The sequence below is a fragment of the Pleionea litopenaei genome, from assembly GCF_031198435.1.
GTDB classification, from domain to species: domain Bacteria; phylum Pseudomonadota; class Gammaproteobacteria; order Enterobacterales; family Kangiellaceae; genus Pleionea; species Pleionea litopenaei.
Genome location: NZ_CP133548.1, coordinates 1,706,501 through 1,722,809, shown reverse-complemented (window position 1 = coordinate 1,722,809; position 16,309 = coordinate 1,706,501). Strand labels below are relative to the sequence as shown.

The 16,309-nt window shown below is 42.5% G+C and carries 20 protein-coding genes; 16 read left to right on the top strand and 4 right to left on the bottom strand.

Translation table 11 applies throughout. The features are described from left to right. Nucleotides 1–529 precede the first annotated feature (529 nt). Genes Q9312_RS07735 through Q9312_RS07725 form a run of 3 tightly spaced genes read right to left on the bottom strand, consistent with a single transcriptional unit; the run spans nt 530 to nt 3,018 of the window. Nucleotides 530–1,249 carry a penicillin-insensitive murein endopeptidase gene (locus tag Q9312_RS07735; RefSeq protein ID WP_309204022.1) on the bottom strand — a complete coding sequence of 240 codons (720 nt, stop codon included), beginning with the start codon at nt 1,247–1,249 and terminating at the stop codon, nt 530–532. Between the two features lie 32 nt (nt 1,250–1,281). Then, nucleotides 1,282–2,304: an S-methyl-5-thioribose-1-phosphate isomerase gene (gene mtnA / locus Q9312_RS07730; protein WP_309204021.1), complete on the bottom strand. Its 1,023-nt coding sequence runs from the start codon at nt 2,302–2,304 to the stop codon at nt 1,282–1,284. 33 nt (nt 2,305–2,337) lie between these two features. Continuing rightward, nucleotides 2,338–3,018, bottom strand: coding sequence for a class II aldolase/adducin family protein (locus Q9312_RS07725; RefSeq protein ID WP_309204020.1), 681 nt, complete (start codon nt 3,016–3,018; stop codon nt 2,338–2,340). Nucleotides 3,019–3,193: 175 nt separating this feature from the next. Between Q9312_RS07725 and Q9312_RS07720 the strand changes: the two genes are divergently transcribed. Further along, entirely contained in the window at nt 3,194–4,111 is a 918-nt protein-coding gene (locus Q9312_RS07720) for an AEC family transporter (RefSeq protein WP_309204019.1), read from the top strand. 107 nt (nt 4,112–4,218) lie between these two features. On the opposite strand, the gene Q9312_RS07715 is transcribed toward Q9312_RS07720, so the two are convergent. Next, nucleotides 4,219–4,803: a hypothetical protein gene (locus Q9312_RS07715; RefSeq protein WP_309204018.1), complete on the bottom strand. Its 585-nt coding sequence runs from the start codon at nt 4,801–4,803 to the stop codon at nt 4,219–4,221. 231 nt (nt 4,804–5,034) lie between these two features. On the opposite strand from Q9312_RS07715, the gene Q9312_RS07710 reads away from it, so the two are divergent. The 15 genes from Q9312_RS07710 to Q9312_RS07640 all read left to right on the top strand — a co-directional run bounded on the left by Q9312_RS07710 (nt 5,035) and on the right by Q9312_RS07640 (nt 16,258). Then, nucleotides 5,035–6,912 (top strand): DEAD/DEAH box helicase, encoded by a 1,878-nt coding sequence (locus Q9312_RS07710; protein WP_309204017.1) that lies wholly within the window; start codon nt 5,035–5,037, stop codon nt 6,910–6,912. Between the two features lie 105 nt (nt 6,913–7,017). Then, complete coding sequence (locus Q9312_RS07705) at nt 7,018–8,646, top strand: methyl-accepting chemotaxis protein (RefSeq protein ID WP_309204016.1); 1,629 nt, start codon at nt 7,018–7,020, stop codon at nt 8,644–8,646. Between the two features lie 239 nt (nt 8,647–8,885). Continuing rightward, nucleotides 8,886–9,353, top strand: coding sequence for a hypothetical protein (locus Q9312_RS07700; RefSeq protein ID WP_309204015.1), 468 nt, complete (start codon nt 8,886–8,888; stop codon nt 9,351–9,353). A 156-nt stretch (nt 9,354–9,509) separates the two neighbouring features. Next, nucleotides 9,510–9,980 (top strand): hypothetical protein, encoded by a 471-nt coding sequence (locus Q9312_RS07695; protein ID WP_309204014.1) that lies wholly within the window; start codon nt 9,510–9,512, stop codon nt 9,978–9,980. 186 nt (nt 9,981–10,166) lie between these two features. Next, complete coding sequence (locus tag Q9312_RS07690; RefSeq protein WP_309204013.1) at nt 10,167–10,700, top strand: hypothetical protein; 534 nt, start codon at nt 10,167–10,169, stop codon at nt 10,698–10,700. Between the two features lie 125 nt (nt 10,701–10,825). Beyond that, on the top strand, nt 10,826–11,443 hold the full coding sequence (locus Q9312_RS07685) for a class I SAM-dependent methyltransferase (protein ID WP_309204012.1): 618 nt from the start codon (nt 10,826–10,828) through the stop codon (nt 11,441–11,443). A 53-nt stretch (nt 11,444–11,496) separates the two neighbouring features. Continuing rightward, on the top strand, nt 11,497–12,345 hold the full coding sequence (locus tag Q9312_RS07680) for an ankyrin repeat domain-containing protein (RefSeq protein ID WP_309204011.1): 849 nt from the start codon (nt 11,497–11,499) through the stop codon (nt 12,343–12,345). Nucleotides 12,346–12,410: 65 nt separating this feature from the next. Beyond that, a complete protein-coding gene (locus Q9312_RS07675) occupies nt 12,411–12,893 on the top strand; it encodes a hypothetical protein (RefSeq protein WP_309204010.1) in 483 nt (160 codons plus the stop codon). Nucleotides 12,894–12,968: 75 nt separating this feature from the next. After that, nucleotides 12,969–13,142: a DUF4262 domain-containing protein gene (locus Q9312_RS07670; protein WP_309204009.1), complete on the top strand. Its 174-nt coding sequence runs from the start codon at nt 12,969–12,971 to the stop codon at nt 13,140–13,142. Between the two features lie 9 nt (nt 13,143–13,151). Next, on the top strand, nt 13,152–13,544 hold the full coding sequence (locus Q9312_RS07665) for a hypothetical protein (protein ID WP_309204008.1): 393 nt from the start codon (nt 13,152–13,154) through the stop codon (nt 13,542–13,544). 146 nt (nt 13,545–13,690) lie between these two features. Then, nucleotides 13,691–13,930 carry a hypothetical protein gene (locus tag Q9312_RS07660; protein ID WP_309204007.1) on the top strand — a complete coding sequence of 80 codons (240 nt, stop codon included), beginning with the start codon at nt 13,691–13,693 and terminating at the stop codon, nt 13,928–13,930. Nucleotides 13,931–14,020: 90 nt separating this feature from the next. Further along, nucleotides 14,021–14,575, top strand: coding sequence for a hypothetical protein (locus Q9312_RS07655; RefSeq protein WP_309204006.1), 555 nt, complete (start codon nt 14,021–14,023; stop codon nt 14,573–14,575). 37 nt (nt 14,576–14,612) lie between these two features. After that, nucleotides 14,613–14,984: a hypothetical protein gene (locus Q9312_RS07650; RefSeq protein ID WP_309204005.1), complete on the top strand. Its 372-nt coding sequence runs from the start codon at nt 14,613–14,615 to the stop codon at nt 14,982–14,984. A gap of 66 nt (nt 14,985–15,050) precedes the next feature. Beyond that, nucleotides 15,051–15,536 carry a hypothetical protein gene (locus Q9312_RS07645; protein WP_309204004.1) on the top strand — a complete coding sequence of 162 codons (486 nt, stop codon included), beginning with the start codon at nt 15,051–15,053 and terminating at the stop codon, nt 15,534–15,536. A 218-nt stretch (nt 15,537–15,754) separates the two neighbouring features. After that, nucleotides 15,755–16,258 carry a GNAT family N-acetyltransferase gene (locus Q9312_RS07640; RefSeq protein WP_309204003.1) on the top strand — a complete coding sequence of 168 codons (504 nt, stop codon included), beginning with the start codon at nt 15,755–15,757 and terminating at the stop codon, nt 16,256–16,258. Nucleotides 16,259–16,309: the final 51 nt, after the last annotated feature.

Here is a 16,309-nt window from a genome sequence, read left to right as displayed (position 1 = left end):
TAACCAGCTACCGATAAAAACATGTTGGGTTTCCTTCGTCAACCCAACCTACGAAGTCAAGATCATAGGGTAGGGTGTGAATCACCATCCGCGAGTTAGTGTAGGTTAGGTTAGCAAAGCGTGACTCAACATTTCTTAACCGGTAACTCTTAACCAGCTACCGATAAAAACATGTTGGGTTTCCTTCGTCAACCCAACCTACGAAGTCGAGATTCAAGGGTAGGGTGTGAATCACCATCCGCGAGTTAGTGTAGGTTGGGTTAGCAAAGCGTAACCCAACATTTCTTAACCAGTAACTCTTAACCAGCTACCGATAAAAGTAGGTTGGGTTTCCTTCGTCAATCCGACCTACGAAGTCGAGATTCAAGGGTAGGGTGTGAATCACCATCCGCGAGTTAGTGTAGGTTGGGTTAGCAAAGCGTAACCCAACATTTCTTAACCAGTAACTCTTAACCAGCTACCGATAAAAGTAGGTTGGGTTTCCTTCGTCAATCCGACCTACGACGTTGAGTGGATACAGAATTAATGGTTATTTACAGGGAACCGCGAAATCAACATGGTAATGTTCATCGTGTCTAACCCAAGAACGTTTGGTGCTGAACTGAATATTCTCTTTCAAATAACTCGCGTAAGACGTTTTAAATAAATTCGGTTGCAACTTAGGATCGAAAATCACCCGCCACAGATCATAACCCAAGGCTTTGCTTTGTTGATGGAGCGCGACGATATGTGCTGCCATGGCTTCATAATCAATGGTTAAATCTTTGTATTGACTATTGTCGTTAAATTCAATGTCGTAACCCCATCGGTTGGTTAACAGCGTCGGTAAATTCACCGACTGGCCTTGCGCGTTCGTCACCGGCGTCATAAAGTCGATGGACAAACCATTTTGATGCGTTTTATGTGGCTTAAATAATCCGCCTTCCGCTAAGCCTGTTTCTGCGTACTTAAAAACTTTGTTTGGGTGTGACGTCGCGAGTTGTTGATAACTGGCCACCACAATATCGCGCACTACCGAGTGCACATAGGTGCGACCGGCTGCGCGAGCAATTTGGCTGTATTGAATAAAGTTATCGCCTTGTGCAGGGAGTTGCACCGCGCCTTGAATGGAGCCCTTTTTGGTCGAACCAAAGCACTGACTGCCACTCGCAAAGCTCAATGATGTGCCGCACGAAAGAAGGGCGAAAATAACGTACGATGACCAGGCCGTTTTTATTCTCAGACTATTTCTCTTCAGCGCTTTTCTCATTTACGTGCGGTCCTTAAATAGTGACGTTCTTTTTAACCTAACCACCAGTTCGGTTGTTTAACATCGTCTTGATTAAACACTCCAGTGTCTAACACCCAGCCAGTTACTAATTTAGCGGGAGTGACATCGAACGCAGGATTAAACACCTCGCTCTGAGCGGGAGCCCATTGGCATTCACCAAAAGAACCCGACACACCTTTGACTTCGTGTTCGCCACGCAGTTCAATTGGAATTGCGTCGCCACTTGCGCATTCAGGATCAACCGTGGTTTGTGGCGCAACAACATAAAAGGGCACCTTGTGGTAGTGTGCCAACACCGCTAACGAATAGGTGCCGATTTTATTCGCGAAATCACCGTTGGCGGCAATGCGATCGCTGCCCACAAAGATACGACTGACGTCGCCTTTGGCCATTAACATTGCGGCCATATTGTCGCAGATAATTTTGTGTGGAATATGGCGGTTGTTGCATTCCCAAGCAGTAAGGCGACCACCTTGCAACAGTGGACGTGTTTCATCAACCCAGACAAAAATATTCGAATGAACTTGATGCGCTTTGCTAATGACTCCGAGCGCAGTACCAAGCCCAGCGGTGGCTAAACTGCCGGTATTACAGTGGGTCAATAATTTGTCGCCCGGTTGGCAAAGCGCCGCGCCATTCGTCGACATTCGCTCGCACAGCTCGATATCTTCTTGTAATAATTTTTCTGCTTCAGCGATGACCGCGTCTGGAAGCGGACCATCAATAATTGCCCGTTTCATTTGATCGATGTTGTTCATCAAGTTAACCGCGGTTGGACGCGCTTTGCGTAATTCGTCGGCCGCTTCGATTAACGCGGTTTGAGTCGCACCTTGTTTAGCCAACAAGCCAAGTAACACACTGGCTGAAATACCAATCGCGGGCGCACCACGAATGGCTAAGCGTTGAATGATCACGACTAAATCGTTAACCGTATGACATGGCAACCAGGTTTCTTGATGTGGCAATAATGTTTGATCGAGAATCGTAAAGTTCTCACCATCGTATCGCATGCATCCAGTGGTAAAGGGTTTCATGTGATGAACCTTATTTAAATGTGATTAACAAAATTAACGATGCGTTAACGCTATCGCCTGCGCTAAATAGCGAGTTAAAACCTGTGTGGCTTCATCGAAGGTTTGGCCAAAGGTCACTACGCCGTCAAGATGACCTGCCATCGCAAAAATTTTATCGTCTGCGACGCTTGTGGTGCTAAATAGTTGCTCAACCGCTTGCGCCATTTGCGGAGTGCCATAGGGTACATCGGCGGCCGTGGTCGGAACATTCAGCTGTTGCGCGCATTGCCAAATTTCAGGGCAGTGCACATGAATCACGCAATCAATGCTACTGGATAATTGATACAGCTGACCATGCGTCATGGCTTCTGATGATGGCTTCATTGGCCCCATCGATTGAATACGGTTCGCAGCCGGGTGACACTCAGTCACAATGGCGTATTGCTGATTGGTTAGAAACTCAGGTTCGCCGGTTTGCGTCCCTGTGATTAAAAAGTTATCGGAGGTTTTTGCTAAACGAGCGCTGATGTTGCCAAAGCCATAGCCATCGTAGCGCGTTGGATCTTGCCCAATCATTTTTAAGCGAAACTGGATGTGTCGCCAAGTATCGAGTTCAATCAGCCGTGCTTCAGAAAATAATGGGTGTTGTGCCAGCTCAGCGGTTTGATGTTCAAGCTGAAACTTAATGACCCCTTCTTCTTCGTGTGGCAATGAATTTGAATCGGTTTTGACCATAGTCCTTTTCGCTAATACGCAAACATAATTGGGGTGTTATTATACGCGTAAGCGTGTTCGAAAACAGTGATTGCTCAAGGTTATTACTGCGTGCGGTTGACGCTGTTGTTATTGGAAAGCCAGTAAGTTAAAAAGCTTGGCTTAGAGAAGGTCGTTAGAAATTGAGTAGGGTAGTATGTCGGCACTGTTGGTGATAGGTCTTTGTGTATTGCTTGGGGTAGTACTCGCTCGCTTGCGAATTTTTCCTGACAATGCGCCGCAGGTGTTAAACCTCTATGTCATTTGGGTGGCTCTGCCGGCATTAATCTTAGTTAACCTCGCTGAGTTCAGCTTTTCATTACAAGCTCTGGTTCCAATGGTCACCGCATGGTCAGCGCTGCTGGTGTCGGCTCTGTTGGTTTGGATATTGTGCAAAGTGATGAACTGGGATCGCGCAACGCGTTGCGTATTAATGTTGCTGGTGCCACTCGGCAACACCTCTTTTGTCGGTATTCCGATGGTCAGTGCGCTGGTCGGCGAAGCGGCAATTCCTTATACCATTTTATATGACCAGTTGGGCAGCTTCTTAGCCTTGGCTACCTACGGCACCTTAGTCATTGCTATGCACAGTGGTGAGACGGTGAAGGCGTCTAATATTGCCCGCAAAGTGTTGTTTTTTCCGCCTTTTGTGGCGTTAATCGTTGGCAGCGTTATTAATCTGACGGGCGGATTGCCTACCGCATTGAATCAATCATTAGCAATGATCGGCGCGACCTTAGTTCCGGTGGTGATGTTAGCGGTAGGGCTGCAGTGGCGCTTTCGTCTTGAGCCACAAGACAGCATTCCTATGGTGTGGGGATTATCAATAAAGTTAGTACTTGCTCCGTTGGGGGTTGCTCTGGTTTTTGCCGGCGTTCAATATCCGGCGGTGTTCGAGCAAACCATGGTTCTTGAAGCGGCCATGGCGCCGATGATCTCCGCGGGTGCCTTGGCGACCTTGCATCAACAGCGACCTAACTTAGCTTCAGCCATGGTGGGGTATGGCATTCTTGCCGGCTTTATCACCGTACCGGCTTGGTGGTGGTTGTTAAACGAAAGCGGGCTATTAGGCTAAAGACCGAAAAGGCGTCGTTCAATCTCTTCAGTCGTTCAATTTCTTCAAACATTGGCAGCCGCTATTTCCATTGTCTTTAAGAAATGAGCCGACATTACTCAGTAAGATTAGGCCGCTCGCGCATTGGCTTGTTCTAAATACGATAAATGATTGTTCAGAAACTGAATCGATTGCTGGCGATTGAGGCTAAGCTCGAAGGCTTGTTGTTGCTGTTGTTGTTCGATCAAACGCAATAGCTCAACATGCCAGTCGATGGTGTTTTCACCCAAGGATCCGCGCAGTTGTTTCATGGTCGAAAAGTGTTCCGACGCTAAACGCTTGAGCCATCTTAAACTTTTCGCTTGCTCAGGTTGAAGCATGTTCAAGGTGATGGATTGGTCACCGGCTAGGGCGGCTTCGAATATTAATTGTTTCTGCTGCTCCAGCTGCTGTTCTCGCTTTATTAAGTGCGACTGAGCGGCTTGCTTTGAGTTGAGCAATCGGAGCTTTGCCCGATCAACCTGCATCTGCCGAAATACCTCGGTAAGTCGTGGCGCATTTGCAATGGCAGTGAATAGGATTAGGCCGACGATACATAGCAAGGGCGTAAGAAGAAAGGCTGCCGACGAGTCGTGCAGCACCACAACACCTAACATAAGGCCAAGCACCGCAAACACTGCGGCGAATAAAGTAATGACTTGGGAGAAACGCATAATAAACCCTGTAAATCTCGGAGGGAGATTGTATCTTTTAGGCGTTTTAACTCAAGAATGAAGTGTCGTGAAAATTACCGAAGGCGGGCAATTTGAGCGGTTTGTACAAATAATCGACAATATTTAAGTAAAATACGTATCTAATTGCTACTTATTCTTCTATAATACCGCCCTTTGGAGCTTTCAGCTCCTAATCTTATTACCCTTCATTGATTGGAATACCCATTTATTATGTCAGAAAATACCACGGTGAGCTTTGAGCAGCTCTCACTGCCCGATTCTATTTTACAAGCGCTCAAAGTGATTGGTTACGAAAAACCTTCACCCATTCAAGAGGCCTGTATTCCTCTTATTCAGCAAGATATTGACTTAATTGGTCAAGCGCAAACCGGTACCGGTAAAACCGCCGCTTTTGCGTTACCTTCGCTAGCGAAAGTTGATGTATCTGTTAATAAACCGCAAGTTTGTGTTATTTGCCCAACGCGTGAGTTGGCGATTCAAGTAGCCGAAGCGTTCGGTGAATACGCGAAATTTATTAAAGGATTTAGAGTACTTCCTATTTACGGCGGTCAGCCTTACCCACCACAGTTGCGTCAATTAGACAAAGGCGTGCATGTGGTTGTTGGTACGCCTGGTCGTATTATGGATCATATGCGTCGTGGCTCACTTAAATGGGATCATTTAAAAACCCTAGTGCTCGACGAAGCGGATGAAATGTTACGCATGGGATTCATCGACGATGTCGAATGGATCTTAGAGCACACGCCTGAACAACGTCAGATTGCTTTGTTTTCTGCGACGATGCCAAAACCGATCAAGAAGGTTGCTGAGAAATTTTTAAATGAACCACAACATGTTCAAATTGAAAGCAAAGCAAAAACGGCCAGTACCATTGAGCAGTTGTTTGTATCGGTTAGCAATAACTATAAACTTGAAGCGCTTACTCGAATTTTAGAAAGTGAAAATTCAGACGCGACCATTATTTTTATGCGTACAAAAAGCAGCTGCGATGAGTTAGCCAAAAAACTAACCGCACGAGGCTTTTCTGCCGAAGCCATTCATGGCGACATGCAGCAGAAACAACGTGAACAAATGGTTCAGCAGTTAAAAGATAATAAGATTGATATTATTATCGCGACCGATGTTGCCGCTCGTGGATTAGACGTAGAGCGAATTTCGCATGTTATTAACTACGATATTCCACACGACTCAGAATCATATGTGCATCGAATTGGTCGTACCGGACGCGCTGGCCGCGAAGGTAAAGCGATTCTTTTTGTTGCCCCTCGTGAGCGTCATTTATTGCGCATGATTGAGCGCAATAACTCAACCACGATTGCGCGCATGTCATTGCCGTCGGTTGAAGTGATCAATGATGAGAGAACACGTCGCTTTTTAGATGATGTTCAGCAACAAATTATTGCCGGTGAACACGAAGCTTTTCGTCACATCATCGAACGCATTCAAAGCGAACATAATCAGTCGGGTGTTGATATTGCATCGGCACTGGCCAGCTTATTATTCAAAGACAAGCCTTTGTTGTTAGAAAACTTACCTGAGATTCCTGATTTTGAAGATTCAAAAGGTGGTCGGTCGAACAGTAATAAGCCAAGCGGACGAGGTAAAGCGCCGGTTCGTACGCAAGCCGAACCATTAAAGGGCGATCCAGATGTTGAATTGCAGCGCTATGTAATTCACGTAGGGCGTGACCACGGTGTATCTCCGAAGCACATTGTTGGCGCCATTGCGAACGAAGCCGAAATGGAAAGCCGATACATTGGCAACATTAAGTTGTTTGACGATGTATCAACCGTTGATCTTCCGTCAGGTATGCCTCCAGAAGTGATGCGAATTTTGCAGCGCGCAAGAGTGTGCGGTCAGTCGTTGAATATCGAATTAGCCAGTGAATATTTAAAAGGCGATTCTGACGGCGGCAAACCTGGTCGAAAGCATAAAGGTGGAAAGAGCAAACCTCGTCAAGGTAAACCTTCACACAAGAAGGGCGGTGGCAAGCGCTCTGGCAACGATAAGCGAAGCGGCGAAAAGCGAGCTCACGATAAGCCGAAAGACGGTAAGGGCAGCGATAAGCGCAAGAAAAAGTCCAGCTAAAACCTAGCCAATCGTTCACGATAAAGCCGCTTTTCAGCGGCTTTATTTTTGCCAAGTCTTGACTATACTCATTGAATGCCATGATAAATTTCAAAGGGAAAAACAATGAGTTGGCAAGATCTCAGTATAAAAACCAAGCTTATCATTCCATTAGTTTTGATATTGATCTTATTGGTTGCGTTATCAATTCAACAAATGAGTTCAATGAAAAGCGTCTCTGACGATTTTTATTCCATTCAAAAGAATTACAATCCAGCATTGGGCTTAACCTTAAATGCCGACCGTGATTTGTATCAAGCACAAATTGCTGAGCGAACCATCGCGATGGGCAAAATCTCAGATGCTTTATTAAAAGATCATCGAGAAAATATTGAACAAGTTGAAACGCGATTAAAAAAGGTCGCAAGTTTAAATATCAGTGACGATTTAAAAACACAAGTTAGTCGTTTCTTAGACGTGTTGAAAAGTTGGGAAACGGATTCAACAAAAATGGTTAACCAGCTTCGTCAGGGGAATATCACTCAAGAGCAAGCAACCAATATGAGCTTAGGATCATTGGCCGCAGAATTTGAACGTGCTCGAGACATACTCGATGCGATTGGCGAAGGTATTTCGGCGACATCCGATAAGCTTACCAATGATGTGAATGCCACAGCGGAACGCGCTGAATCGTTTTTATTAATTTACGCACTGGTTACCGCCTTAGTAGTTCTTGCCATTGCTATTTTCTTTCCGAGCACCATCACTAAACGAATTGAATTTTTACACGATACCATTACTAAAATTGCCGATGGTGAAGGTGACCTCACGGCTCGACTACCCGATCTTGGAAACGATGAAATTGGCAAAGTGAGCGTGCAGTTCAATCGATTTTTAGCCTCGCTTCAGTCGATTGTAAAACACATAATGGGAACCGCTGGGCGAGTTGAATCTGCATCTGAAGGTCTGGCTGATATTTCTCGAAAAAATAAACTGACGAGTGAACAACAAGCAGAAGCGGTCTCGTTGGTGGCGACGGCGGTTACTCAAATGAGTAGCGCAATTAATGAAGTATCGTCGAATAGTCAAGCTGTCGCCGGTGAAACGAACGAAGCCGATCAAAGTGCGAAAAATGTGGCGAAAATATTTAGTCAGTCGATTAAAGAAATCAATGAACTCGCTGAGAATGTTAATACTTCAGCAGAAGTGATAGCTCGGTTAGAAAGTGAAGCATCAGGTATTGTTGTCGTACTTGATGTAATTAAAGGCATTGCCGAACAAACCAATTTACTGGCGCTAAATGCCGCCATTGAAGCCGCTCGAGCTGGCGAGCAAGGTCGCGGCTTCGCCGTGGTGGCCGATGAAGTACGAACGTTAGCCAGTAAAACGCAAGAGTCTACCGAACAAATCAATCAAATTATTGACCGCTTACAAAATGGCGTAAACGAAGCGGTGAGTATTATGGCAGCAAGTAAAGAGCGCTCAGCAGGAACCGTTTCATCATCGAAAGGCGCGCAAGAAAAGCTGAATGAAATTACTCAGTATCTATCTTCGATTAACGAGCGAATTTTACAAGTCGCGACGGCGGTAGAAGAGCAGTCCACAGTGGTCGATGATATTAGCCAAAACGTTGAGAAAATTAATCAGTCTTCACAAACCTCGTCACAACGTGGTCGAGAAGTTGAATCATCGTGTATTAAATTGGCGGAATACTCTGGTGATTTGAAACACGAAGTGGGTAGTTTTAAAGTCTAGGTTCAATTTGTCCCCTTTCTAATAGAATGTCAGAGGTCGCCAATAGCGGATACCTCTGACCCTTTCTCTGCATATATCTGCAGCTGTTAACCCTGTATTTTTATTACACCCGTTTAATATTTCTTCTAGCCTTCATTGAGAAAGATCGGTAGGCTATTCGGAATTGGGATAGAATGCTGTCATATTGTCGGTAGAAAACCATCGGACAAAATAATAAATTAATCAAGGCTGATTAAAATATGAAATATCAACTTCTAATTTTCGCTATTATTGCAATTCTTAATGTAAAGGCTAGTGACAAAGCCGCTTTTTCTGTATTCGGTCGATCCATTGCTTTAACCGGAGACTGTAGTATCAGTGCAGAAAAATCTCTCCGAGACAAACAGATATTCGTTGACTGCGGTAATCCCACAGTAGGACCTAAAGGTTTTATAGTTTTGGAAGAAAAGACCGACGATGCGGGAGACTTTACATCACTAGAAGGAGTTTCTTCGCTAAAAGTCGTTAAATCAGATAGCTTATCAATAGACGGGTTTGAGCACTATTCGCTAGAGCTATTTAATGAAAGCGGCTCCTATTACTATTATGCCCTCTGTAATGACCGATATTGTTTGAAAGTTGGCAGCTCTTATAAAGAATTTGTAAGGACTGCGATTAGTGAAATCGCTAAAGATAATTTATATGATAAAAGTGAATCGGAAGCATGATGATAACGGTAGATTGCAATCGAATTCTATATTATTAGCAAGATGTCGAGTGGTTATTTAGGTCGAGATAAAAAGAGATTTAAAGAAACCGGATTCATTATTATAGAGAAAGCAATTGAAACATTTAAACGTTACAAATAGAAAAGGTAAAAATAAATGGGATACGACGTTCATATCACAAGGAAAGAAGACTGGTTCGAAGACGGTGATGATATAAGCATTGAAGAATGGAAAGCGTATTTAAAGGAAGATAAAGACATGCGTCTTGATAACTATGCTGAGGCGCAAGTCGGCGAAGGAGAAACTCTCCGAGTTGACAGTGATGGGTTGGCTGTCTGGACAGCATACAGCGGTCATGAAGAAGGTGGTAATATGGCTTGGTTTGATTATCAACAAGGCAATATCACTGTAAAAAATCCTGACGACGAAATTTTAAACAAGATGATCGCTATCTCTCACGCATTCAATGCGAAGGTGCAAGGTGACGATGGGGAAACTTATCCAATTCAAGAAGTTTCAGGTAACTCAACACCGAGTCAAAGTACAGGATCATTTTTGCCTTTGGTTATTGGGGGCGGCGTAATCATTGTCATAGCGATGGTTTGGTTGGCATTTAAAAGCTCTTAGATAAATGGATGAGGTAGATACTTGTGCATTCATTTCGCTTCATCGAAGTTGGGAACTAGTGTAGCGAATATTTTGATACTTCTCCGAGTTTAAATATGGAAAGGATTTCTATTAAGATGGCGTTAAAAATAGAATAGGGAGTCAATGACGCCAGATCTGGGTAGCGAAGCAAGCTAGGAATTTAGTATGAATAGAATTTTAATGCTACTAATGGCTCTGCCAATTTTATTGAGTGCCGATCAGCCTCCAGACTGGAAGTCGTTTGTTATTCATTCTGAAAACCGAGAGTGGAGTGCTCATGTTTACCCTGACAAACTTTCTAATGAACCATGGAAAGAGAACTGGACTTTAGAGGTTTTCAAAGGCTTGTATTTGTCGCCGCCTGATCCTTCGGTAAAACCTATATGGACGAGTCAGTATAATCCCAGTGGTTATTCTGGTGGCTATCTATCAAACGATGGCTCTACTTTTGCTTACGTAGAGTACTGGTATTATCCGTACAATCCGGTGGTTAAGATCTATAAAGAGCAGTGTCGAATTGTTAAAAACGGAACTTTCTTCAATGTTGAAGGTGGTTTGAAGAAAACGGCTTCACATACTCTTTGGTTGAAGATGAATGGCAAAGTAGAGTTCCTTTCGATTGAAAGTCTGCTGTACTTACAGATCGAAACGGTTAAAGGTTTGCGTAAAGTTGCGGCAACTTGTGGTGAGCATCGATAACAAGTTGTAATGTTGATAACTGTTGAAATCTTGTTAACAGTCGAAATCTTGATAACTGTTGAAATGGCTAAACCAAACCTAAAAATATTTCAGCAAAGGGTGACAAGGAAATAGGAGCACTTAAAGTGCCATCAGAAAAGATATCGGAATATTTCGATGTTACCGAAAACCGGGAAACGCGAGAAGACTTAAAACGAGCGATAAATTTAGTTCGTGGGCCTAAAATAGCCATTGATTGTGGATGCGGGGCAGGCAGTGATATTGCGTTTCTTCGCGCTAATGGATTTCAAGTGCATGCTTTTGATGTTGAGCCTGAAGCCATTCAGCGATGTGAAAAGCGTTTTATCGATGACCAAAAGGTTTCATTGACACAATGCTCATTTGAAGCGTTTGAATATCCATCGGCATCGCTGGTAGTCGCCGATTCAAGTTTATGCTTTTGCCCCGAAGAAAAGTTTGACGTAGTATGGCAAAAGATAATCGATTCGTTATTGCCTGAGGGTGTCTTCGTTGGTTCATTTGTAGGGTGTGATGACACCATGGCGGGTCCGAATTATCAGAAAGACGATTTTTGGCCAGATGTGCACGTTGCAACAAATGAAAAGATTAAACGATGGTTAAAGGGTTTTAGCTTCGAGTCTTTTGCGGAACACAAAAGCTCGGGTAGTGGATTTGATGGTCAGGTTCAATCGTGGCATCGCTATATGGTCGTGGCTGTTAAAGAATCTAAATTAAAAGTATGAGTCTTAATAAGAATTAGGTGTCTTAGTAAGAGATAAATCGAAGGAAGATATTGATGGTTAAGGTCTATGTTTTATTGCTTTTCTCGTTATATTGCAGTTTTGGGATTGCTATAGAACTTTCGAGAAACGTTAACAGTATTAAGGAAGGATCTTGTGTTTTAGATGTGTCGGTAGACATACCTGTGATTGTTTGTAACAGAACTCAGGAGCAGCTAGAGCGATTGAGGGCAACAGATGACAGTAAACTTCAAGACCCAAAAGGAAAGTTGGCATTGAATTCTGTTTATAAAGCTGCTGAATTCGGAGGGTCAAAGATCGGGAGTCTTATCATTAAAGAAAATTTGAACATTGAAAATCGATTTTCCGATAAATTCATCGCCTTTTTATCAACAGATAATCTTGGTTGTGTTGTTCGTTATGATGAAAAGACGAAACTTCTATTTGGTCCTTGTGACACCAATTGGTATGATTTAGCGGGCAGGTCCTTGGTTGGTTATGGATACGATACAGGTTGGAATCTCAGTATTCTTCCTATCGAAGTTAAGAATGGAAATCTTCAAATAAGACCTATTGATGATGAGTATGACTTTTATCCTGAGTTCATCGAGAATACGCTCTCAGAAAAGCAGCGCTTAAAAATGGCGCTAAGTTGGGGGCGCAAGTCTTTGCTGGCTAAATTAATCACAAAAACAAATGTGAATGAAACAATAGATCAATTTAATAACACGCCTTTAATTATTGCACTATTAGGTAATGGCGATAATAAGTTAGAGGTGGTTTCGTTTCTGATAGACCTAGGGGCTGATGTTCACTCTAAGAATAATCTAGGAAGTACGCCAATAGAGATGGCTGAGCATTTAGGAGATAAAAGGCTAATTAAACTTATTAACAAGAAGCAATGACTAACAGTGGTTGGTTGCGTTAATGTTAACGGCTGATTGAGGCGTTAGCTTTAAAAAGGAGTCCTATGCCAAGCGGTAAACAAGTGCTTTTATCAGTACTGCAAAAATATTCTCAATCTCGACAATCGGAAGATGATTTAGAGGTGGTATCAGATAGAGTAAAGTCAGCTTTGACTCTTCATTGTTCAACATCAGGAGAAACGATGAAGAAGATTCAAAAGTTAAGCTGGCTTTCGAGTTCAGATGAATCGGGTCTAATTAAACAAGGTCTGGGAGTCACCAGAGGAGAGGCCTTTCTCTCAGACATATTTGAAGAATTAATCGAGGAAGATGAAATACCGAAGCGTATTAAGAAAAGATTTCCTAGATTAACCCAAGAAGATTACTCCGATGCTCTTGATATTATTGGGTTTCTACTTACATCGCTCCAGTATTGGGAAGAATTAAGTAGCGTAGAAAAATGCGGTCATCTCGATCAAGAAGAAAGCGAAAAACTTTTGAAAGGTGGCTCGATGCACTTAAAGTCGTTCAGCGAAGAGCCATGGTAATTCATTCGTTTGAGAAATCAGTTAACAATTGTCAGGAGTATAACTCTTGCATCTTAAACTCAGATAGGCAGTAGATTGCCAAGGTACATCATGGATCAGTACGAAGAAAAAGCACTAAAAGATATAGAAGAGTACGGTTGTCACATTCTTCATGTTATGGAAGAAGATGAATATCCGAGGTTTACCTATTCAATAGGAATCCAAAAGAATACCGGCCAGCCTGTTAGCAAAATGTTAGCAGTCCACTAGGAATCGACCATGGAATATCAAATAAATGGAGATCAGCCAAAAATCATAGGTAAGAAGTGTGGAGGTCTTTACCTTATTCAGCAACAAGAAGGTGAATCAGTAACTGATCCAGCCAACACAATTTATTTAAAATTTGATTCCGCATGGTCCAAGCTTTGTTTCAATGGTAGCACCATATTCTGGCGTCACGAGGCTCCATCCGAGCCAGTGAACGATAATATCGGTATATGTCTGGTGTTGGTAAACCTATGCGATTTAGATGGTGTAGTTGGTAGCGAGCTAATGAAAATTCAATATTCTGGTAATGACGAGGTTGTATCAGCTCAGTTCAATTTCAGTAGTGGTAAAAGTTTAAAGTTTATTCATAACTGCTATGACGATTTCACAGCCGTCAACTACTAGCAAACGGCTCAAACCGACCTCCACTGCGTTGCTCGTTTTGTGCTTTTTGGCTACGCTAGCGCAAAACGATCAACTCCGTTCCGGCGATTTAGCAAGGCGTTAGAAGTAAATTAACCCGAAAAATCGCTACAGTAATATGATGGAACTTGGAACAAGAAAAAGATGAAATAGAAGCAATAGTTGGCAGAGATATCTCGGATGATAAAGGTAAATACCAAGTCGAGAATCTTCCAGAGTATATTGCATCAGAAGTTAATAAAATCGGGCTAGATAACTCGCTAGGACTACTCGCGATGCTTTACTCACGTTTTTTAACAGGGGCAAGTATTCCAGTTTTAAAAGAATATGGTGGCAATCAGGGGTGGCTTCATGGTTATATTGAGTAAATCAGCTCGCACTACTAACAAGCGCCGCATTGGTGACGCCTTCGCGTTCGCTCGGCGCACATTCGGCGAGCGTTATATATAAGGACACACATGGGTGCAAAATTTCTAGTTTTACTCGTAAGCTTGTTAACAGTTGCCTGTAGTGCTCGACGAGATGTCGGAGAATGGAAGCCTCTGACCGAGCATGCTTCAAGTGAAGAATTAGGGGTGAAATTTGGAGTGCCAAATAAAAATCATGTTTTGGATGGTCTCACATTTTGGGAAATCTCACCTTTTGTAATGCAAGCACCATACGCGTTTCAGTGGGTCGGAGATCGTTTGAATGTATGGCAACCAAATGCAGAGAACATAACCGAATATCAATTAATAGTGAGTGAATGCTCAGGTTTAGATGAGCAGTTAAGCAATCTCCTTGATTCTATTGGTGAATCAGCGTCAATGATGATGGCTGATAAAGTGCGAAATCGAGATACAGTATTCATAGGAAGCCCTACATGGTACAGAATTAAATATTATCCTCCTGACATGCTCGGTAGCGTTACATTAAATAATATTGAGTATTTTAAAGCGCCTTGGATTGCAGAAGTAAAAAGGACGAAAGCTGTTATCGAAGGCTGTTTAAAATATAACAATTCAAAGCAGTAGATGAATTACTGTTTGAGGCGTTAGGAGTGGGTAAAAAATGAGCATTGAGTTAAAAAACTCAGAAGGATTGGAGTTCTATTTTTCAAATATTGGGTGGGCTTTTTACCTAAATATCGCTATCGAATATGGATGGAAAGAAAAAGGAACTTTACCTCCAGAAGGTTGGGAGGGCCAATGGAACGGTGCATATGACATTTCTGAGGGACAGCTGGTTTCTGAAGCTGACGCAAAAAATATGGCTAGTGCATTAGAAGCATATTTAGTAGACCCAAATAAAATTAATGTTGCAAAAGCTATGGCCAAAGAGTTTGAAAAGGTTTGTATTCCAGTAGACGTCGATGAAAATGATAGAGAATTTCTGACTGAATATATATCTTTTGCAAAGAAATCAGAGTTCCGAATATGGTAGCTCCTAACAAGTATATGCTACTGACAAAAAACAGTTGGCTCAGATGCAGGCGTTACGTTTGAAAATATGAAATACCTTACCTTTCTATTCAGTTTGTCTATTTGCGGTTCTGCTTTTGCAGATCGAATTATTTGCCTGTGCTGTGGCAATACCAGCCAAGTGATTGAAGTAAGGATTAGTTCTTGCGAAGAGGTGGTCTTTAACCAACATCCCGATTTAGGTTCTCTAACAGCTTACACTGATTTACTAATTTCAGGTACAGTCTTGAAATCCATGCCGTATGAATCTTTGACCAAGGCTGATTCAGATAAAGTTAAGCGCGGAGTAAACGAGAGTAAAAGTTTTGTATATGAAGAAAGAGACGGTGTATCTTGCAGTTCTTTTCCAGAAGGCCGTCAGCTAGTAATGGTTTCCAGTAACGTCATTTGTGTTGGAAACATTGAACGAGATTTAGCGTGTCAAAATGACATGAATACCGTAAAGTTCTTACCAGAAAAGTATTCAAAAGAAACTACGAGCAACGTAACAAATGAAGATGGAAATGTAAACTAAACTGCAATTCTACTTAGAGCTTTAAATTTCAAACGGATAATGACTCGGCAATTAACAAGGGTAGTGTAAGTTTTGAAATCAAGAGCTGTTCACTGCTAAATGATAATCGGGTATCAAACTGTTTCTGAGGAAGAATTAGCTGGTTATAAGGACAGCCTATGCGTTGCTTCGACTGTTCGTTGGCAAGGCGTTAAATGTTTTTAACCAATGGAGAAAAAATGGAATTAATTTTACCTGCGAATCAATATAGGGACAGCTACATTGACTATATAGATGAACTTGGTCGTGAAGAGCGTTATCCTTTTCCAATGGATTTTGATTATAGCGATTTTGAAAAAATGCTCGCTAAAATCAACGACTTTTCTAAGGGAGTTAACCTTCCATCTGGTTTTGTACAAAGTTCTACTTTCTGGTTAGTCGATTCTGGTGCACTTGTCGGTGTAACAAATATCCGACATCGGCTTAATAAAGAAATAGAGCATTGTGGCGGGCATATAGGTTTAAGTATTAGGCCATCTTACCGGGGTAAAGGGCTTGGAAATAAACTTATGCATTTATCTATCGAAAAGCTTTGGCAACTTGGCGTGGATACAATTCATATCCATTGTTACAAAGATAATATGTCATCGGCGCGAGCAATAATCTCTAATGGTGGTCAGTTAATCTCTGAACTTCCTTTAGAGTATAAAGTTGTTCAGAGGTATTTAGTAACACGCACTTAACAAGTTTACCATGTGGGACGTCTTATTTATGCTGCATTGGAGAGCCATAAC

Excerpts from the sequence above, each read along its gene's own strand:
- Q9312_RS07735 (WP_309204022.1), bottom strand. The coding sequence starts at position 1,249 with ATGAGAAAAGCGCTGAAGAGAAATAGTCTGAGAATAAAAACGGCCTGG.
- mtnA (WP_309204021.1), bottom strand. The coding sequence starts at position 2,304 with ATGAAACCCTTTACCACTGGATGCATGCGATACGATGGTGAGAACTTT.
- Q9312_RS07725 (WP_309204020.1), bottom strand. The coding sequence starts at position 3,018 with ATGGTCAAAACCGATTCAAATTCATTGCCACACGAAGAAGAAGGGGTC.
- Q9312_RS07720 (WP_309204019.1), top strand. The coding sequence starts at position 3,194 with ATGTCGGCACTGTTGGTGATAGGTCTTTGTGTATTGCTTGGGGTAGTA.
- Q9312_RS07715 (WP_309204018.1), bottom strand. The coding sequence starts at position 4,803 with ATGCGTTTCTCCCAAGTCATTACTTTATTCGCCGCAGTGTTTGCGGTG.
- Q9312_RS07710 (WP_309204017.1), top strand. The coding sequence starts at position 5,035 with ATGTCAGAAAATACCACGGTGAGCTTTGAGCAGCTCTCACTGCCCGAT.
- Q9312_RS07705 (WP_309204016.1), top strand. The coding sequence starts at position 7,018 with ATGAGTTGGCAAGATCTCAGTATAAAAACCAAGCTTATCATTCCATTA.
- Q9312_RS07700 (WP_309204015.1), top strand. The coding sequence starts at position 8,886 with ATGAAATATCAACTTCTAATTTTCGCTATTATTGCAATTCTTAATGTA.
- Q9312_RS07695 (WP_309204014.1), top strand. The coding sequence starts at position 9,510 with ATGGGATACGACGTTCATATCACAAGGAAAGAAGACTGGTTCGAAGAC.
- Q9312_RS07690 (WP_309204013.1), top strand. The coding sequence starts at position 10,167 with ATGAATAGAATTTTAATGCTACTAATGGCTCTGCCAATTTTATTGAGT.
- Q9312_RS07680 (WP_309204011.1), top strand. The coding sequence starts at position 11,497 with ATGGTTAAGGTCTATGTTTTATTGCTTTTCTCGTTATATTGCAGTTTT.
- Q9312_RS07675 (WP_309204010.1), top strand. The coding sequence starts at position 12,411 with ATGCCAAGCGGTAAACAAGTGCTTTTATCAGTACTGCAAAAATATTCT.
- Q9312_RS07665 (WP_309204008.1), top strand. The coding sequence starts at position 13,152 with ATGGAATATCAAATAAATGGAGATCAGCCAAAAATCATAGGTAAGAAG.
- Q9312_RS07655 (WP_309204006.1), top strand. The coding sequence starts at position 14,021 with ATGGGTGCAAAATTTCTAGTTTTACTCGTAAGCTTGTTAACAGTTGCC.
- Q9312_RS07650 (WP_309204005.1), top strand. The coding sequence starts at position 14,613 with ATGAGCATTGAGTTAAAAAACTCAGAAGGATTGGAGTTCTATTTTTCA.
- Q9312_RS07645 (WP_309204004.1), top strand. The coding sequence starts at position 15,051 with ATGAAATACCTTACCTTTCTATTCAGTTTGTCTATTTGCGGTTCTGCT.
- Q9312_RS07640 (WP_309204003.1), top strand. The coding sequence starts at position 15,755 with ATGGAATTAATTTTACCTGCGAATCAATATAGGGACAGCTACATTGAC.